20 protein-coding genes are annotated in these 18,353 nt (G+C 48.5%); 10 read left to right on the plus strand and 10 right to left on the minus strand.

Features of this window, described 5'->3' with window-relative positions:
- Positions 1-21: 21 nt before the first annotated feature.
- The 4 genes from AC3RCI_RS27465 to AC3RCI_RS27480 all read left to right on the plus strand — a co-directional run bounded on the left by AC3RCI_RS27465 (position 22) and on the right by AC3RCI_RS27480 (position 2,631).
- Positions 22-351: a PadR family transcriptional regulator gene (locus tag AC3RCI_RS27465; RefSeq protein ID WP_095360074.1), complete on the plus strand. Its 330-nt coding sequence runs from the start codon at positions 22-24 to the stop codon at positions 349-351.
- The gene (locus AC3RCI_RS27470; RefSeq protein ID WP_492471290.1) at positions 344-937 is read left to right on the plus strand and encodes an HAAS signaling domain-containing protein; all 594 of its coding nucleotides are present in this window, start codon (positions 344-346) and stop codon (positions 935-937) included. The genes AC3RCI_RS27465 and AC3RCI_RS27470 overlap by 8 nt, the downstream gene beginning before the upstream one ends.
- Positions 934-1,833 (plus strand): DUF4097 family beta strand repeat-containing protein, encoded by a 900-nt coding sequence (locus AC3RCI_RS27475; RefSeq protein ID WP_492527074.1) that lies wholly within the window; start codon positions 934-936, stop codon positions 1,831-1,833. The genes AC3RCI_RS27470 and AC3RCI_RS27475 overlap by 4 nt, the downstream gene beginning before the upstream one ends.
- Positions 1,834-1,911: 78 nt before the next feature.
- A complete protein-coding gene (locus tag AC3RCI_RS27480) occupies positions 1,912-2,631 on the plus strand; it encodes a 3-ketoacyl-ACP reductase (RefSeq protein ID WP_336782270.1) in 720 nt (239 codons plus the stop codon).
- Between the two features lie 84 nt (positions 2,632-2,715).
- Here the strand turns inward: AC3RCI_RS27480 and AC3RCI_RS27485 are convergent, their stop codons facing one another.
- Complete coding sequence (locus AC3RCI_RS27485) at positions 2,716-3,264, minus strand: helix-turn-helix domain-containing protein (protein ID WP_492527075.1); 549 nt, start codon at positions 3,262-3,264, stop codon at positions 2,716-2,718.
- Between the two features lie 9 nt (positions 3,265-3,273).
- Positions 3,274-3,666: a glyoxalase superfamily protein gene (locus AC3RCI_RS27490; protein WP_336782272.1), complete on the minus strand. Its 393-nt coding sequence runs from the start codon at positions 3,664-3,666 to the stop codon at positions 3,274-3,276.
- Between the two features lie 210 nt (positions 3,667-3,876).
- On the opposite strand from AC3RCI_RS27490, the gene AC3RCI_RS27495 reads away from it, so the two are divergent.
- The 3 genes from AC3RCI_RS27495 to AC3RCI_RS27505 all read left to right on the plus strand — a co-directional run bounded on the left by AC3RCI_RS27495 (position 3,877) and on the right by AC3RCI_RS27505 (position 6,595).
- On the plus strand, positions 3,877-4,551 hold the full coding sequence (locus AC3RCI_RS27495; RefSeq protein ID WP_492471288.1) for an alpha/beta hydrolase: 675 nt from the start codon (positions 3,877-3,879) through the stop codon (positions 4,549-4,551).
- Positions 4,551-5,321, plus strand: coding sequence for a DODA-type extradiol aromatic ring-opening family dioxygenase (locus AC3RCI_RS27500; RefSeq protein ID WP_336782275.1), 771 nt, complete (start codon positions 4,551-4,553; stop codon positions 5,319-5,321). The genes AC3RCI_RS27495 and AC3RCI_RS27500 overlap by 1 nt, the downstream gene beginning before the upstream one ends.
- A gap of 302 nt (positions 5,322-5,623) precedes the next feature.
- Entirely contained in the window at positions 5,624-6,595 is a 972-nt protein-coding gene (locus tag AC3RCI_RS27505) for a cation diffusion facilitator family transporter (protein WP_127537633.1), read from the plus strand.
- A gap of 154 nt (positions 6,596-6,749) precedes the next feature.
- Here the strand turns inward: AC3RCI_RS27505 and AC3RCI_RS27510 are convergent, their stop codons facing one another.
- Positions 6,750-7,337 (minus strand): NAD(P)H-dependent oxidoreductase, encoded by a 588-nt coding sequence (locus AC3RCI_RS27510; RefSeq protein WP_492527076.1) that lies wholly within the window; start codon positions 7,335-7,337, stop codon positions 6,750-6,752.
- Positions 7,338-7,466: 129 nt separating this feature from the next.
- Between AC3RCI_RS27510 and AC3RCI_RS27515 the strand changes: the two genes are divergently transcribed.
- The gene (locus AC3RCI_RS27515; RefSeq protein WP_492527077.1) at positions 7,467-8,489 is read left to right on the plus strand and encodes an AraC family transcriptional regulator; all 1,023 of its coding nucleotides are present in this window, start codon (positions 7,467-7,469) and stop codon (positions 8,487-8,489) included.
- A gap of 208 nt (positions 8,490-8,697) precedes the next feature.
- Complete coding sequence (locus AC3RCI_RS27520) at positions 8,698-9,198, plus strand: hypothetical protein (protein WP_127537354.1); 501 nt, start codon at positions 8,698-8,700, stop codon at positions 9,196-9,198.
- Between the two features lie 361 nt (positions 9,199-9,559).
- Here the strand turns inward: AC3RCI_RS27520 and AC3RCI_RS27525 are convergent, their stop codons facing one another.
- The 4 genes from AC3RCI_RS27525 to AC3RCI_RS27540 are packed head-to-tail and all read right to left on the minus strand — an operon-like array spanning position 9,560 to position 13,343.
- Positions 9,560-10,633, minus strand: a complete 1,074-nt coding sequence (locus AC3RCI_RS27525; RefSeq protein ID WP_492527078.1) for an ABC transporter substrate-binding protein — start codon at positions 10,631-10,633, stop codon at positions 9,560-9,562.
- On the minus strand, positions 10,630-11,436 hold the full coding sequence (locus AC3RCI_RS27530) for an ABC transporter permease (protein WP_492527079.1): 807 nt from the start codon (positions 11,434-11,436) through the stop codon (positions 10,630-10,632). Before AC3RCI_RS27530 ends, AC3RCI_RS27525 begins: the two co-directional genes overlap by 4 nt.
- Positions 11,411-12,244: an ABC transporter permease gene (locus AC3RCI_RS27535; protein ID WP_095360087.1), complete on the minus strand. Its 834-nt coding sequence runs from the start codon at positions 12,242-12,244 to the stop codon at positions 11,411-11,413. The genes AC3RCI_RS27530 and AC3RCI_RS27535 overlap by 26 nt, the downstream gene beginning before the upstream one ends.
- A complete protein-coding gene (locus AC3RCI_RS27540; RefSeq protein WP_127537357.1) occupies positions 12,234-13,343 on the minus strand; it encodes an ABC transporter ATP-binding protein in 1,110 nt (369 codons plus the stop codon). Before AC3RCI_RS27540 ends, AC3RCI_RS27535 begins: the two co-directional genes overlap by 11 nt.
- A gap of 252 nt (positions 13,344-13,595) precedes the next feature.
- Between AC3RCI_RS27540 and AC3RCI_RS27545 the strand changes: the two genes are divergently transcribed.
- Entirely contained in the window at positions 13,596-14,936 is a 1,341-nt protein-coding gene (locus AC3RCI_RS27545) for an MFS transporter (protein WP_492527080.1), read from the plus strand.
- Between the two features lie 105 nt (positions 14,937-15,041).
- Here AC3RCI_RS27545 and AC3RCI_RS27550 read toward each other — a convergent pair whose 3' ends face one another.
- The 3 genes from AC3RCI_RS27550 to AC3RCI_RS27560 form a co-directional block, all read right to left on the minus strand.
- The gene (locus tag AC3RCI_RS27550; protein ID WP_492530027.1) at positions 15,042-16,250 is read right to left on the minus strand and encodes a nitric oxide synthase oxygenase; all 1,209 of its coding nucleotides are present in this window, start codon (positions 16,248-16,250) and stop codon (positions 15,042-15,044) included.
- Between the two features lie 127 nt (positions 16,251-16,377).
- Positions 16,378-16,857: a Dps family protein gene (locus AC3RCI_RS27555; protein ID WP_492527081.1), complete on the minus strand. Its 480-nt coding sequence runs from the start codon at positions 16,855-16,857 to the stop codon at positions 16,378-16,380.
- 343 nt (positions 16,858-17,200) lie between these two features.
- Entirely contained in the window at positions 17,201-17,941 is a 741-nt protein-coding gene (locus AC3RCI_RS27560; protein WP_492527082.1) for an HAD family hydrolase, read from the minus strand.
- Positions 17,942-18,353 lie beyond the last annotated feature (412 nt).

Below are 18,353 nucleotides of genomic sequence, written 5' to 3' on the forward strand. Positions count from 1 at the left end.
AAGGATGAAGGAGGAACCTGTGTGAACGTGAATATCCAGTTCAAAAAGGGAGTACTGGAGCTATGCGTCCTGGTGCTGATTAACCGCCAGGATCGGTATGGCTACGAACTGGCTCAGGCGGTTTCCAAACATATTGAAGTTGCCGAGGGTGCACTGTACCCACTACTCCGCAGACTTGTTCAAGACGGGTACTGCACCACCTATTTGCAGGAATCAAGCGAGGGACCGCCCCGTAAATATTACAAGCTGTCGGACACAGGTCGTGACTACATGCAGGCACTGACTACGGAATGGAATGAATTTGTGCGCAACGTCGCAAATCTGATTGAGGAAGGAACCGATAATGAATAGACAACAATTTATACAGGCCATGGAAATCCATCTGCGTCCGATGGAGCCTCAGGAACGGGCGGAGCTGCTCGCAGACTATGATCAGCACTTCGAGCTCGGGCTTCAGGAAGGAAGAACCGAAGAGGAGATTGCCCGCGAATTGGGCCGTCCGGAAGAGATTGCACGGGAAGCACTCGGTGACCGCTATGACGTGAACACACCGGGTAACGAACCCTTCTACGCCCCAACTTACGGTGAAATGCGGCCGCCGAAGAACAGCAACCGGGCAGCTCGCAATTTTTTTACGGCTGTTGGCCTGATTTTTCTGAATTTGATTCTAGGCATTCCTCTGGGATTAACTCTCTGGTCGCTGTGGCTCGTAATCGCCAGTATGTCCCTGCTGGCCTTGGCCCCTGTCGCTGCCGCTGTAGATTTCCTCTTTCTTAGTCAGTTTGATAAAGCTGAGCTGTTCGTGGCGATCGGGGCATTTGGTGTAGGTATCCTATTCGCTATCGCAGCGAAACGGGTATTCAAGGGCTTCAAAGCAGTCACGCTACAATACATTAGATGGAACAAGAAGACGATGAAAGGAGACGTTTCCGTATGAGTACAAAAAAGTGGTTGGCTTTGGCTGTCATCTGTATCGGAATAGGTTTGCTAGGAACGTCCATATATGGAGTTCAGTTCGGAGATGATCGGGAAGCTTACACCAAGCGGTGGGATTTCAAAAATGATGAGTTGCAAAATGTAATTATGGATGCCAATTTTAGCGCAGATATCGAATTCGTGGTCAGCCCGGATTCCAATGGTTATATTGAGGTAGACGGTAAATGGGACCCGGTTGTCATCCAAAGTTTCGAACAGGCCACGTTATCAGGGGGCACGTTCAAGCTAGTTCAGACAGAACGTCAGCGATTACAGTTTCTTACCCTGTATTGGAATGATCGGGATTCCAAAATCACCGTAGCCCTGCCTGAAGGTCACCAATTAAATGAGGTTAAACTCGATTCATCCTCAAGCGACTGGAAGTTGGCCGGTTTACATGCCAAGCTGCTTGAGCTCAACAATACCTCGGGATCCATTCGTCTGGAAAATATAGCGGCTCCGCGTATTGATCTGGATCTCACTTCTGGGGACATCAAGGCTTCAATTATTGATGGCGACATGACTGTAACTCAAACCTCCGGAAGCTTCACTGCAGATCAGTTAGAAGGTAATGTAAACAGTGAAATAACATCAGGAGATGTAGAAATCACACAGTTAAACGGAGCTGCCAATATCCGCTTCACTTCTGGAAGTGTTCATATCGAACAGACCCATTCTGCCCCGGTGGATGTATCGGGACAATCAGGAGACGTCTTTATTCAAGCAGCACCCGATTTTGAAGGAGTCTACGACGCTCGTGCCACTTCCGGAGATGTAAATGTACCGGAATCTCCGATGAACAGTAAGGAAGTCATCAAGGCCCGTACCACTTCAGGCAGCATCAAAATCACCAAATAGTAATGAAGCAAATATCTGAACTGTGGGTAATATAGTATAATCAGACGCCAGTCCAACCTATAAGGAGGAATTACCCACATGGAACTTAAAAATAAAACGGCTGTCATTACCGGCGCCGGTAAAGGCATTGGCCGTGCCATCGCTGAAGCACTCGCCAAGGAAGGCGTACATCTCGGCTTGATTGCACGTACGGCTTCCGATCTGGAGGCCCTTCAGCTAACGTTAAGCGAGGCATATGGCATTAAAGTCACAAGTGCTGTAGCTGACATTTCTGATCGTACACAGGCTGAAGCAGCAGTAGCAGCAATAGAAATGGAACTTGGTGCGATTGATATCCTCATCAATAATGCAGGTATTGCAAGCTTCGGCACCTTGCTCGACATGGAGCCTGAAGAATGGGAGCGCATCCTGCATGTCAACGTTATGGGTACATACTATGTGACTCGTGCCGTCCTGCCGAGCATGATTAAAGAAAGCAGCGGCAGTATTATCAACATTGCTTCTACAGCAGGTGAACGTGGATTTGCTACAGGTTCAGCATACTGTGCATCCAAGTTCGCGCTGCTCGGGTTGACCGAATCCCTGATGCAGGAAGTTCGTAAATCCAACATTCGTGTAACGGCGTTAACCCCAAGTACGGTAAATACAGAGCTTGCAACGAATGCAGGTCTGAAAATCGGAGACGAGGATCGCATGATGCAAGCGGAAGATGTAGCCGAGCTTGCTCTGGCAACGCTTAAGCTGTCAGACCGCGTATTTGTTAAAGCGGCAGGAATCTGGACAACCAATCCGCAGTAAAACAACCAAGAGGAATGCAAACAGACCGCCGGGAAAGTCCCCGGTGGTCTGTTCCATATTGCCATACACAAGCATGCCCTTACCTTACTGGTTCCACAAACGGTCCAGATCCAGCTCTTTGGATACGGCAACGAGCACTACTGCCGTCTCCTCACCAATATTGGTCACCTCATGGGGGACGATGGCATTCCAGCTAAACGAATCTCCAGCCTCCAGAATCTCCACATCCTCACACTGCTCTGCCCGAATCCTTCCCCGGAGGACAAGGTGACTCTCCTCACCCGCATGCTTGCTAACCCCTGTTGAAGCATGAGGTGGAAGCTCCACAATCGACATGCGCATGGCTCCCTTTGCCGTCAGATGCTGCACTTTGATTGACCCGCTTCCGGCAGTCGTTTCCTGACGTTCGTCCTTGCGTACGACGTTCATTCGCTGCTCAGGTGCGAGCAGCAGGTATGGCAAGGGCACCTCCAGATAATCCGCTATACTTTCGAGTGTAGCAATGGAGGGTGATGTTTTATTATTTTCCACGTTGCTGATGAACCCTTTCGATAATCCCGTTCCCTCACACATTTGCATAATCGTAATCTGTTTCTGTTTCCGAATCGTACGAATGGCCAAGCCAATATCCATCTTGCTTCCCTACCCTTCTCTTGCCAAATCCTCAGTCTGTCCGCTGGGAGACTCATAATAAATGATCCGGTTGCCAAATGGATCGGTCACGGTCATTTCCCGCATTCCCCAAGGCGTATCCGTAATTCCCGGCCTGGACTGTTTATATTTTTTCTGATTAAGCCGGCTGCACATCACATCCAGATCATCCGTTTCAATTCGCAGCGCAGCTCCCGGAGTACAATCGCCGTGATGCTCGGACAGGTGAAGAACAATGGAATCAAGCGATATCTGCATATATAAGGGCATCCCCTCTTCAAATCGATGCTCCCAATCTACGACAAACTCCAGGTAGTCGACGTAAAACTCTTTGGCCTTATCCTCATCAAATATTCTCAAAATAGGCACGATCCCTTGCAGCATCCTGATCACATCCTCGGGCTTAATTTGAACATCACAATCAGCATCGTTATTTCAGTATTTATTAGATATTCTAATACGTAACATATTTTCATAATACAAAAAAAATATTGACCCTTCAATGGATCCATGATAAATTTTGTTCATAAATAGAAATATTTATTTCATATTAGTGAACTATTATAATATAACTTTCTTCAGGCGGTGATTCCAATGAATACATCATTTACTTATGAAGTTCGACTGCCTTCGGACTACAATACAGATCAGCAATATCCCGTTATTTTTGCCCTCCATGGCATGGGTTCGGATGAGCAGGATATGCTTCGTCTAATGGAACCCCTGCAATCCGATTTTATTATCGTAGCTGTTCGGGGACCCCTTGTTCAGGGCAGCGGTTATGCCTATTTTCAAATTAAAAGCATTGGTAATCCTGTTCGTGAGCTGTTTGACGCTTCGGTTCAGGGGTTGCAGCAGCTGATTGGAGATTTGTCCTCTGAATATGCCATTGATCCGGCGCGACGTTATATTGCGGGCTTCAGTCAGGGTGCCATTATGGCGATGACGCTCTCCTTGATCATGGGCGATGCTATCAAAGGAATCGCAGCCTTGAGCGGATACATTCCGCAATTTGTAAAAGACGAATATCCTATAGAGCCTGGAACATCGTTAGCCGTATTTATCTCCCATGGAGACCAGGACCATATGTTTCCCCTGCAACTGGGTGAAGACAATGCGAATTATTTCCGTGAGCATGCTCGAAGTGTAACTTACGTTCCTTATCATGGCGGACATCACGTCACCGCCGAGCTTTACGATCAATTCCAATTATGGCTTCGCAGCGATGCTGAACTGGCTGCCGACAATACGAAAGGACTGAATGCATAATGATGCCCTCCTTCTTTATCGCACATGGTGCACCTTCACTTGCACTGGAGGAGAATGTTTATACCGAATTCCTGCAAAAACTCGGACAGGATCTGCCCAAACCGCGAGCCATCGTCTTGTTCTCCGCCCATTGGGAGTCTGCAACTCAACTTGTATCCTCTACGACTCAATATGATACAATCTATGACTTTGGCGGTTTCCAGCCGGAACTGTATCAGATTAAATATCCGGCTCAAGGTCACGCTGAGACTACTGCAGATGTTCTTCGTCTGCTTGAGGAAGCTGGCATTCCCGCTGAGGCTGATTCCGTGCGCGGGCTGGATCACGGTGCCTGGGTTGTTCTTCGCTTGCTCTACCCGGATGCGGATATCCCGGTCATTGCACTTTCCGTGAATCGCTACTTGACGAATGAGCAGCAGTATCAGATCGGTCAAGCGCTTGCTGCACTTCGCGAACAGGATATCCTTGTGATTGGCAGTGGCGGCACAGTCCACAATTTGCGCCAGCTGAACTGGGAAAGTAACGGCGTGGACTCCTGGGCCATGGAGTTTGACCAATGGCTGGAGGACAAGCTTGTCCAGTGGGATACGGAAGCCCTCTTCGCTTATGACAAGGTGGCACCATCCGCTCGTGCTGCAGTCCCTACACCAGAGCATTTTGTCCCCCTGCTGCTGGCTATGGGAGCTGGCGATCAAAGCAAGAAGGCATCCCTGTTATTCAAAGCATATCAATACGGCAATCTAAGCTTGTCCTGTTGGAAGTTTGATTAAATCTGAGCATTAAATATTCATATGGATTGCAAAGAATACATCAATCGGCACTCTTGAGGAGTGCCTTTTTTGCATGGCTTTCTTAGGAATCAAATATGGATGAATTACTTGTATTCAATATTCTGAATTTTGTCCATATAATAATATGACCTTTTTTGCATAATGCTGGGATATGTAAAGCGGGTTATAATAACATTTAGTGGAAATGCACAAAATGTAACTAAGAAGCTTGTATTTTACACCTATCAAATCTTCTGGGAGGAACAATCAACGTGGCTGATCAAGCAAAGTCAGAGAGCTTTATGTCTCTCGTCAAAAAAGGAAATACGTCCTCGGCCGTAGCTATGGCAGGTAATGCCGTCCTTGCCTTGTGCAAAGGAGGAGCCTTTTTATTCAGCGGCAGCGGGGCCATGTTTGCCTCAGCCATGCACTCGCTCGCTGATGCCATCAATCAGGGATTCGTCTTCGTCGGCAGTGTACTGTCCGAGAAAAAACCAACACGCCGCTTCCCGACCGGATTCGGACGGGTCATCAACATTTTCTGCATGATTGCCGTTATCGTCGTTACGATTATGGCCTACGAAACCATCCATGAAGGAATTCACCTGCTGCAGCATCCTGCTGGTCATTCAGGCGGCCTCTGGATCAACATCGGTGTGCTCGTCTTGAACATTGTGATTGACGGCGCCATCCTGATCAAAGCCATGAAAGAAATTCTTGTGGAAGCACGTGCGCCCAAGGCGTCAGGTTTCGCCCTAGTTCCTGCAGCGATCAAAAACGTCGGACGTGCTGCACCACCAACACGACTGGTGTTCTACGAAGACGTGGTAGCTGTACTCGGGGCAACGCTCGCCCTGATCTCTGTCGTTGTCATTGCGTTGACCAACTTCGCATTGCTGGATGGCATTGTGACTACCCTGATCGGCTGTCTGATGATTGCCGTAGCTTTCCGAGTCGGATATGACAATATGATTGGACTCATTGGGGTAGCTGCACCACAGGATATTGAGGACAAAGTGTCCCAGACCATCCTGGCAGACTCCCATGTGGCGGATATCCAGATGATGCGCATTATCCAGGAAGGTCGTTATTACCATGTTGAGGGATTGATTGAGCTGACCAAAGGACTGTCTCTGGCCGATGCTGACGATATCAAGTTCCGTGTTCAAGAGAAATTGATGACCAATCCGGACATCGCCGATGCAGCCATTTCCATTATCGAAGATGATGGGGTAAAAAGCTGGGGCAAGAAACACTCGGATGTCGTAAAATAACCTGCTTTTCAATGTATAACAAAACCGACCAAGCCCACTCCAGGAGGAGTGGGCTTGCTGCGTGTTCAACGAACAATCTTCAACCTTGCCTTCGGATTCAGGAACTTCAATTGAACTATTAGAATTAGTGCCTATCACCGGGGTAGGTGCCTTATCATCTCTTTCCTTGTTTACTCCCCATTTCCTCGATTTTCCTCAGCCATTTTAGCCGGAATGCTTCGGTAGATCCCTTGATCGGACTAATCTCCGTAACGCGGACCGGGGATACACCGGAAAATTTTAAAATATTTGAACTCATGACCCGGTGCCCGGCTTGCCTGTACATCAAACGGTAATACCAGCGGGGTGTATCCATCGTTACGATGAGCTGCGCGGACTTCCCTTTTAATAATTTGTCCCACAGGGGCGAGCCTTCCCGATACCTCATGGCAAACCCCGGCAGGAATACACGGTCGAAAAATCCTTTCAGAACAGCCGGCATTGCTCCCCACCACAAAGGATATACAAACACTAGATGATCGGCTTGACGGATCAATTCCTGGGCTTTGACCAGATCATCCTCAAGTTCCGTCCGCTTACGATAACCGTATTTGAGGTTTGGATTAAACTCGATATGGCTCAAATCAATAAAGTTTACATCACTGCCGGATTTCCGTGCCCCTTGGATATAAGCATCGGATAGAGCTCTACAATAACTCTCTGGATCAGGATGGCCATTAATCACCAAAATATTGGATTTCATACTTGGGTTCCTCCTGTATAATAAATGAAAGCCGAAGAAGCAGGCATATCCTTATCATAAGGTGACATTCCATCTAAACAAATGATCGAGGGCGCCGAAAATATTGCTCATTCGCGCAAATGGAGGTACATGAACAATCACAATATTGGAGTATCCATTTCTTTGCTGTATCCCATCATGAAAAACCTTGTTCATCAGGGATATGAGGTCGAAGAATTTTTCAAATTCGCCGGTTTTGACCCGGCTGTATTGCAGCATACTGAAGCCCGAATACCGGTCGAAGAACTGGAACAAATGTTACAAAAGGCTTCTTCATACTCAAATGATCTGTACTTCGGCTTACATCAAGGCTTACTTCTCGACTTTGCGGACCTGGGTATTCTCGGATACGTGATGATGCATTCCCAAACGATCGGTGACGCCCTCGCTGCATATCAACGGTATAACATCATTCTGTACAGCGGATTTAATCTGGATTGGGAAATAGATGGTCAGGATGTGGTTCTCCGTCTGTTTTTGCAATCGCCGCAGCAGATGTCCCGTCATTGTGTGGAAGACATGTCCGTATCCGTCTTGTATCTTATCCGCAAACTGGCAAATCGCCCGGTGGTGGTAAAGGAGGTTCATTTTAGCCATGAGGCTCCGGATAATACGGGAAATCTCAGCCCATACATTGACATGTTCGGCGTAGCTCCCCAATTCGGTGATGACCATAATCTGCTGCGTCTGCCCAAAGACATTCTCAGTCAGCCTGTTCTCTATTCGGATGCCAAGATGCTGCAGGTGTTTGAAACGATGGCCGAGAAAAGCAAGGATCTGCTGCAGCCTTCTCATACGTTCTCTGGCAAGGTCAGCCGCTGGCTAATCGACAGCCTTCCTGCCTCCTTTCCCACATTACAACACACCGCAGAACATCTCGGCGTGAGCATTCGCACACTTCAAAGCAGGTTGCGTGAAGAAGGTACGACGTACCATGAGATCTCCGTTCAGGTACGGAAGGAGCTTGCCCTAAATTTTTTGCGGGAGGGACAGTATTCAGTCGGTGAAATTGCCTATGCCCTTCATTTTTCCGAGCAAAGTGCATTTCAGAATGCTTTCAAAAAGTGGACCGGACAGACGCCCGGGCAATACCGGGCTTACCTGAATCCCTAACAGGCCGCCTGTTGTAGAATGCACACGGGTTAAGGCCTGATGATGAAAGTCACCATGTGGTCCCTACCTAGACTTAAGTCTAGGTTCTTTTTAACGCCAAAGACTGAGGATGGATAATTCCAATTCATGGTATGCTGTGTGTATCGAGAAAAAAGACTTCATGTCTGTTCGGAATGACTCTAATGAAACGATGAAAAGGAGAGATATCATGGCTAAACGTACGATCCTGGCGCCTGTACTCATTTTGCTGGGCGTGTACCTGATCCTGAACCAGGGAGGTTCACTCGGTCCGGGTACAATCTTCGCCAACTTCTGGCCTACCCTGTTCGTAATTCCGCTCGGCCTGTTCTTCCACTGGCTGTACTTCTCCATGATTGGCAGAGGGGTTGGCTTGCTTGTACCGGGCGGTATTTTGCTGACTGCCGGCGTAGTTAGCCAGATCGCCATGCTCTTTGGTAACTGGAGCACCATGTGGCCTGGTTTTATCCTTGCCGTTGCTGTAGGTTTGTTTGAATTGTACTGGTTTGGCGGACGAAACAAGTGGCTGCTCATCCCCATCAACATCCTGACGGTGATCTCGCTGCTGTTCTTCACGGTTATGTCCATCGGTTCGATGCTGAGCAGCATGTCCTTTATTCAGCCGTTCGTGGCGATTGTGCTGATTATGGGCGGGGCTTGGTTAATTGTGGGTCGCAAAAGAAACATGTAGGCCAAATATCGTTTACACTAAACCACTCCGAGGACAGACAACTTTCGATCGCTGTATTCCCGGATTTCCTTGATTCCCCCTTGACAGGGAGAAATCCGGGAATAGCTTATGCTTCCGAAGTAGCTTTCTTTCAGAAAGCTTTTAGGCGCACGCTTCGCTTCTACAGTTTGTCTGTCCTCTCCGTTCCGTGTAAACCCCGTTATGACAACACCTGAGCTGTTTGCTTGGAGTGCAGGTAGTCAGAAGAAAAATCCCCTGATCCTTTAAATGGATTCAGGGGATTTTGATTTAAAAGCATATATGCAGGTGTGATACAGCCTAGTATGCAGCTCGTGCGCCGTCTGTTATGGCCGATCAGCTGTTATTTGCTGTGCATTTTAAACTCAAGGAACAGGTCGTTATAATGCGAAAGCATTTTTTTACCCAGATTATCGTACACTTCCAGCTTGCTTGTCAGTGAATCATCCGGATAGAACCGCTCATCACTGGAGATATCCTCTGGCAGCAGCTTGAGCGCCTCGGCGTTCGGTGTGGAGTATCCGACATATTCGGCATTACGTGCAGCATGATCCGGGTCCAGCATAAAGTTGATAAACTGATGTGCTCCTTCAATATTGCTTGCCGTCTTCGGAATGACCATATTATCGAACCAGAGGTTCGATCCCTCCTCAGGAACCACGTAATCGAGCTTGTCGTTCTCATCCATAATCTCCGAAGCGTCTCCGGACCAGACGAGTCCAACCGCCGCTTCTTCATTGGCCAGCAGCATTTTGATCTCATCACCAACGATGGCTCTGACGTTAGGCGTCAGGGTAGACAGTTTCGCCAGCGCCTCCTGCAGATGGTCTTCATTGGTGTCATTCAGGGAATAATGCAGACTGTTCAGTCCCATCCCCATGACTTCACGGGCACCATCCAGCAGCAGGATTTGATTTTTCAGACGTGGGTCCCACAGGTCATCCCAGCTCTCAAACGTCAATCCGTCAACCAGCTCAGGATTGTAGACAATCCCCACCGTTCCCCAGAAGTACGGAATCGAATACTGATTGCCTTCGTCAAAGGACAAGTTTAGGAAATCCGAATCTATATTGTGCAGGTTGGTTAATTTGCTGTGATCAAGTGGAACGAGCAGGTTCTCTTCTTTCATTTTACTAATCGCATATTCAGAAGGAATCGCTACGTCAAAGGTTGTTCCGCCCTGCTCAATCTTGGTGAGCATCGCTTCATTGGAGTCAAACGTCTGGTAGATGACCTTGATGCCTGTCTCCTCTTCAAACTCCGTCAGCAGATCCGGGTCAATATAATCGCCCCAGTTGTAGATGGTCAGCGTATTGCCGCCCGAGTATCCCTGACTCTTGTTGAGATAGGAAGCCAGGATCATCAGGGCAAAGGCTGCCACAAAGACAATCGCAAATGTCCGTACCAGTTGCTTCATGGACGCAGCCCCCTTCCGGCAGGTGTCCGTGCAGCGCGGCGGTTAATGAAGTAATAACCAATAACCAGCAGCACCGTCAGCAGGAAGAGCAGTGTCGACAGCGCATTAATGGACAGCGATACACCCTGTCTCGCCCGGGAATAGATCTCTACGGATAGCGTCGAGTACCCGTTCCCCGTTACAAAGAATGTTACCGCGAAGTCATCCAGGGAATACGTCAGTGCCATGAAGAACCCGGCAAAAATCCCCGGTTTAACGTATGGCAGTACTACACGTGTGAGGATCTGCCATGAGCCTGCGCCCAGATCGCGTGCCGCATCCATCAGCGTTGGGCTCATTTCCTGCAGTTTTGGCAGCACCATGATGACAACAATCGGCACGCTGAACGCGATATGGGACAGCAGGACCGATGTGAAGCCCAGCTTGATCCCGATCATGGTAAACAAAATCAGGAAAGATGCACCGATGATGACATCCGGGCTTACGATCAATACGTTATTGAGAGATAGCAGCGTATTCTTTGTCCGTTTACGCCGCACATGATAGATCGCGAGCGCACCTGCCACGCCAAGAATCGTCGAGATGGCCGATGACAGCAGCGCGATAATAAAGGTATTGAGTACAATGATCAGCAGCCGGGTATCGGCAAATACCTCCCTGTACCATTCCAGTGTGAATCCTGCGAAATTACGCATGTGACCGCCGCTGTTGAAGGAATAGAAGATCAGGTACGCAATTGGTGCGTACAGGATCGCAAAGACGACAGCCAGATAAACGTTAGACAGCTTTCCGTTTCTTCCCATTACGCACCTCCTTCTTCCCTGATCCGGTCAGAAACATAATGATCGCCATCGCAATAATCAAAAAGACAGCAATCGTCGACCCCATCCCCCAGTCCTGGGTGACGAGGAAATGCTGTTCAATGGCTGTTCCCAGCGTAATAACCCGGTTACCCGCGATAAGGCGGGTGATCATGAACAGCGACAACGCAGGGATAAATACCGCCTGACATCCCGATTTGACTCCAGTGAGCGTCAAGGGGAAGATGACCCGGCGAAACGTCAGCCAGGATGAAGCCCCGAGATCCCGCGCCGCGTAGATCAGCGAAGGATTCATCTCTTCCAGCGCATTGAAGATCGGCAGAATCATGAACGGGATGAAGATGTACACGGATACGAAGATAAAGCTGAAATCGGTGAACAAGATCTGCTGTGATCCAATGCCAATCACTTCAAGCAAGGAATTGGTCAAGCCATATGTTCCGAACAGGCCGATGAAGGCATAGGCTTTTAACAACAGATTAATCCAGCTAGGCAAAATAATAAGCAGCAGCCACAGCTGCTTGTGCTTCGTCCGGGTCAGCAAGTAGGCCGTCGGGTACGAAACCAACAGGGCAAACACCGTGATTAGCAGGGCATACCAGAATGAACTCAGTGTCATCTGCATATATACGGGCGTGAAAAACCGGGCATAGTTGCCAAATGTGAAATTGCCCTCTACATCAAAGAACGAATAATAGACAACCAGCAGTACCGGAGCGACAACGAACAGCACCATCCATAATACATATGGAATCAGATACGCATTGCGTGTACTCGCCTTACTCTGCATGGACGGCCTCTTGGTAGGCTTCAAGTCGTTTGTCGAATTCCTCTTCGGTCTCGTTGAAGCGCATGACGTGAATGGCTTCCGGATCAAAATACAGCCCGATACGTTCGCCCACGACAGCTTTCTTCGTGGAATGCACCAGCCATTCGTTCCCTGCATCGTCATAACTGGAAATCTCGTAATGCACCCCGCGGAACAGCTGGGAGTCAACATTGACCTTCAGCTTGCCCTGATCCTCGGTCGTAATCTCCAGATCCTCCGGACGGATCACGATCTCAACAGGCTCGTTCGGCTGCAATCCCTGGTCGACACATTCATACTGTGCACCAGCGAATTCCACCACGAAGTCCTGCTTCATCTTGCCAGATACGATGTTCGATTCACCGATAAAGTCCGCCACAAAACGGTTAATCGGTTCATCATAGATGTCATTCGGCGTACCGCTCTGCTGAATCACGCCGCCGTTTAGAACGAAAATCTCATCCGACATGGCCAGTGCTTCCTCCTGGTCATGCGTAACGAAAATAAACGTAATGCCCAGACGCTGCTGCAGCTCACGCAGCTCATACTGCATTTCGGTCCGGAGCTTTAGATCGAGTGCGGACAACGGCTCGTCCAGCAGCAGGATCTCAGGCTCATTGACAATCGCACGTGCAATGGCGACCCGCTGACGCTGTCCACCGGACATTTCGCCAATCTCGCGGTTTTCATACCCGGACAGGTTGACGAATTTGAGGGCTTCCAACACTTTGCTGCGTATTTCAGCCGTTTTCATCTTTTTGATCCGCAAACCGAAAGCCACGTTCTCAAATACATTCAAATGCGGAAATAAAGCATAATCCTGAAATACGGTATTAACCTGGCGCTGATGGGCAGGGACACGGTTGATCAATGCTCCGTTAAAATAAATGCTGCCCTGAGTCGGCTCCGCAAAGCCGGCGATCAGCCGCAATATCGTTGTTTTGCCGCAGCCCGAAGGGCCAAGCAGCGTATAAAATTTACCCCGCTCAATCTCAAAGCTGACTTCCTTCAATACGGCTTCATCCTGATCGTATTGCTGGGTCACCCGGTCGAACCGGATAATTGGTTGTTGATCTGACATGTTTCATCTCGCCCCCTTAAACTTGAGGTACACTTTGTACATTTTCTATAACACATTTTTTATTACAAATCCCATCTATTATATATGATTCAGCTATATCCGCAATGGTTTTGATGTAAACGCAGTATGTCTTTTCTTCTTATTTTCACAAATCCTGCATACATTACGTTTATATGTCGATATCTACGCATATCTATAAAGCGATTGGAGGGGGTTTGAGCTTACCTGAGTCCGTAGGAAAGGAGTCTGAACGTGGACATTCGCCGTAATCTGCCTTTGCTGATGATCATCTGTTTTCTTAGTCAGATGGGCGGTTTCATGATCCTCCCCCTGTTTCCTTTATTTATTGAGGAATTCGGCCTGTCCGGCTGGATGATGGGGGTTATTTTTGCACTCTTTTATGTCGGAAAAGTCATTGGAGGGGTTCCGGCTGCGGCACTCTACCGCAAATTGGGAGGTCAACGGGCCTTAATCGTCATGCTGTTCATTCTCGCAGTCTGTATGGGCGGCTTCGCCGTCTCTTCTGCTGCACTTCTGTTCGGCCTGCTGCGGCTGCTTCAGGGACTCGCTTCCACCGGACTCACCGTCATTGTCCGATCCATCATCGGGGATGGGGGCAATGCGGATAACCGCGGTCTGTACAATGGATATATCAGCAGCAGTGAAGGCGGAGGCATGGTTCTTGGGCCGGTGATTAGCGGCTGGCTTGCCCTGCATTGGCCGTTATCGGTTCCATTTCTGCTCGTTACACTATGCTGCCTGATAGCCATGGGAACTGCTATGGGGATGAAGACCCAGCCAAAATCTGAACAGATGATTAAACATGATGAGCGAGAGCAAATGCAAGACCCGGACTCAGGGGCAGACTCAGACATTCCATTAAATACTGCCCATGAGAATAAACTCCTCCCTGCGGCAGCTACGGATACCGCCATATACGATATTGCTGTGGACGATACGGCTGCTGCTTCTCCAACATCCAGTGCTCTCGATCATGCCCATGCAGGCTCTCGGATAGGGCTAACCCAGCGGCAGCAGTTAATCGGTTACGGTACGGTACACTTTCTTGAGATGAGTGCCTATGCGGTATTTCTGACATACTTCGCCCTCTATGCGGCCCATATCATGCACTGGGACCCGTTTGCGACGAGCCTGGCTTTTACCGTAGCCGGGATCTCCACGCTGGCTGCTGCACCCGTAGCCGGTTATCTATCCGACCGCATGGGTGATCGACTGCTGCTCTGCATGCTCGGCATGCTGATGATTGGCATTGAAGTGGTTGTTTTTCTAAGTACCTCTTCTTATACGTGGGTTTACATTGGCATGCTGATTGGCGGGGTTGGCGGTGCCTGTTACATGGATTCCTTTTTTGCTCATATCGGGGACCACATCCCTGATACAGGCAGAAGCGAGGTCATTGGCAAAATCGTCTCTGCGGCGGAGATCGGCTCCATCATTTCTCCTCTGATTGCTGCGCTGCTTGTAGAGTACGTTTCGCTCTACGCCGTGTTTGTATTCAATCTGGTGCTGATCGCTGCTGCTATTGCCGTTCAGGCGTTGATGCGGAGCAGGTACAGAGCGAAACAGGGGTAACATACAAAACCGCTCACATGAGTGGGCGGTCCTTATGCTTTTATTTTCTTCTTATTAAAGAGGCGATATGTTGCGCTATAGGCAAAAAACAGCCCGCTCGCACATCTAGTGTGCAAACGGGCATCTCAGGGATGAATCTCTAGCCTGTGGCCGATGGTAATTGACATCCGTATGCTGCTGTTCAGCATTCTCTGGTTCAGCTCCAGATGGTTCTCCATCTAGTGTATACGCTGACTCCTGACGGAAAAAGTTTGGCTTCACGATTTCATTGCGATAGGAGCTGTGGAAAATGTGCGTCGTTGCCGGAGAAACAGGCGGAATCAGCCAAACCCAGTCTCCAGTCAGCTCACGCCCTGCCTTTGCCTCCCGCTGCTCAAACAAAGCAAATTGCGACGCCGCCGTATGGTGATCCACCATACTGACGCCTGCTTTCTTGAAGGAATGCAGTACGGCTACATTCAATTCAACGAGTGCGCGATCCTTCCATAGCGTCGTTTCGCTGGAAGTGTTCAGTCCGAGTGCTGCCGCCACTGCAGGCAGTTTATTGTAGCGGAAGGTGTCTGCCAGATTACGTGCACCAATCTCAGTCTCCATATACCAGCCGTTAAACGGCGCAGCCGGATAAGAGATGCCTCCAATCTCAAGTCGCATATCCGCAATCATCGGTACACCGTACCAACGCATGCCGAGTTCGGCAATTTCAGATCGCTCGGGGTGTTCAATGTCCACTTCGACAATGTCCTCCTGGGGTACAGCATACCACTCGGGAGCTTGCCCTTGCGCCTGAATAATGAGCGGTAATACATCATAATCTCCCCCTGCCCCTTGCCAGCCAAGTGACATGGCTGCCTTGGTCAGTTCCAGGGATGCAGGATCTCCAATGATACCTTGTTCCGTCTCGTACCCAGCATAACGGATAAGCTGGTGATTCCAGATCCGTACAGGAGCTCCGCTTGGCCCATTCGGCGGAAGAATCGTGATCATCGGGATAATCTTACCGCCATTGGATGCCAGTCGAATGTGATTCATCACGGCCTCCGCAGCAGTTCCGGCTGTATCTGCATGACGCGCATCCACAATCCGCAGCTTGTCCCAGAACAATCGCCCGATACAGCGGTTGCTGTTCCGCCATGCCATTTTGCAGCCATGCTCCAGTTCTTCGGTCGTATGCACATAAGTGCCCGTATCTTCAATCTCCTGATGGACAGCAATAAGCCGGGCCTCCGCGTCTTCTCGCGAATGGCCCAGCTCTTCATAACATGTATATATAAACCGTTCAGCTTCTCCCTGCAATGGATCCAGGTCTGTCCGCATCATTCATTCCACCAATCTGTACATCTCGAATGCCACTATTATACGGCAAGCATACCGGATTTGTAAGCGAACGGGGACTTTGTTCACGGACTCTACATATCGTTGTCAGGATGCGGGTTATCTTAGCTTATTTGCCCAGAAATGCGTTTAACATCCAGATTTCTTTGTCCAATGCGGCTGTGAATCCAATCAGCATATCTTCCGTAGCGTTATCCTCTGCTTCTCCTGCTGCATGGATGCCTTGCTCAATCACTTCTACCATAGTGCCCAGATCGGCAACCACCGACTCTACCATACGCTCAGCAGACAACTGTCCCTGTGCCTCATCAACCGGAGACAAACGAAGCTGTTCAGACATCGTAGCTACCGGACGTCCACCAATAGCAAGCAAGCGTTCTGCGACTTCATCCATATTCGCTGTAGCCAGGTTATACAGTTCTTCGAATTTGGCGTGCAGTGTGAAGAAATGTGGTCCTTGAACATACCAGTGGAAATGGTGCAGTTTCGTATACAATACAGACCAGCCTGCAATTTGGCGGTTCAGTACCTCTTGCAATGTTGCGGTATGGTTGGCAATTGTGTTCATTGATGTTTGAATTGTGCTCATGGATAGGTTCCCCTCTCATATACAATATAATGTGATTTTAATTCAATGAATTCTGATATTTGTTGCTTTCTTTAATTTAGACTTAATCTAAATCTTGTTTTAATTATAACACCGCCTATCTACTTTGTGAAGGCTTTAGCCTGCTCTTCCAAATGAAGATTCCATGAAGTTCCACTTCATCTTCCTATAAAAGTGAGATCTTGCTGCTTGTCAGAATACACACAGCATTTATACCTCGGATTCACTTGATGTGCAGCGATTATCCTCACATTTTCCACAATCCAAATAGCCCTGTTACCTACCTTAATATGGCAAACAGGGCTGCAAAAACACATATCACTCTTTATTGTAGAACAAACTCGGATGTAAGAATGCGAGTTATTTCATTATAATCTCGTGCCACATGATGGGGCTGATGATTGGATTCTGGCAGAGCATTCCGATGGTTGAACCAGATGACATTCCATCCGGCGTTTACTGCACCTACTACATCATTACGCCATGAGTCCCCGACATAATAACTGGAGCGAGCAGCGGTGCCTGTCTGTTTATTCACATGTTCAAACAATTGCCGATCAGGCTTGGCATACCCGAGGGTTCCCGAGATGAAGATTCGCTCCTCCGGGACGAGGTCAAACACATTCAGTGCTTCGAGCTTGTGTCTCTGATGTTCCCCCTCACCATTCGTAATAAGTCCTACAAAGTGTCCGTCTGCCATAAGGCTCCTCATTAGATCATATGCACCATCAAATGGCTGAATCTGAAACTGTCTGCTCAGATACTGCGCTTGCAGTGCTTCAGCCTGTCCTTCAATTAAGGGTAACCCGAACTCCTTCATCGTCAGTTCAAATCTTCGTCTGCGCATCCGTTCCACGGCTTCTGCTTCCGGAACGGCAGAGAGACCCTCCTGATCGGACAACCAGTCGCTGTAGTAGCGGAATCGGTGATAAACCTCGGCATAAGGAACATCATCGGCTAGACCAAGAACCTCCTGCAATGCTCCTCTAAGGGGCTGCAAGTGGTCATACAATGTATCATCCACATCAAAAAATATGGCCTTTTGAGTTTGGTCTTTGGATAACATAATGGTCCTCCTTCTCTATCTCCAATGAAGTGAGTTATATTTCACTCATAAAATCAATAAAATATTAGAATATTATGGGAACAAACTTTAATAAATGATACAATAACTTTTTAACAAATCTGCAAGGAGGCAGCCAAACTGCATGACATTCTCCACATACCCGAAAGAAAAGAAACAACATAATATTTATAGCTTAGTCCTAAATCTCATTTTTTTCGTGGTAGCTGCATTTATACTAGTCTACGCCTATTATACTTACGATGCCAAACCCTCTTCCAGCTATCTGTTAGTCTTAATCCCGATGACGGGGTGTGCAATAAGGTCAGTGTACCACGCGGTCATGCTCATAAAAATGAAGAAGCAGTAAAAATGAACATTGAACGTGGCAAAGAAAGATCGATGTTTATCTCGC

The sequence above is a fragment of the Paenibacillus sp. MT124 genome, assembly GCF_058792755.1.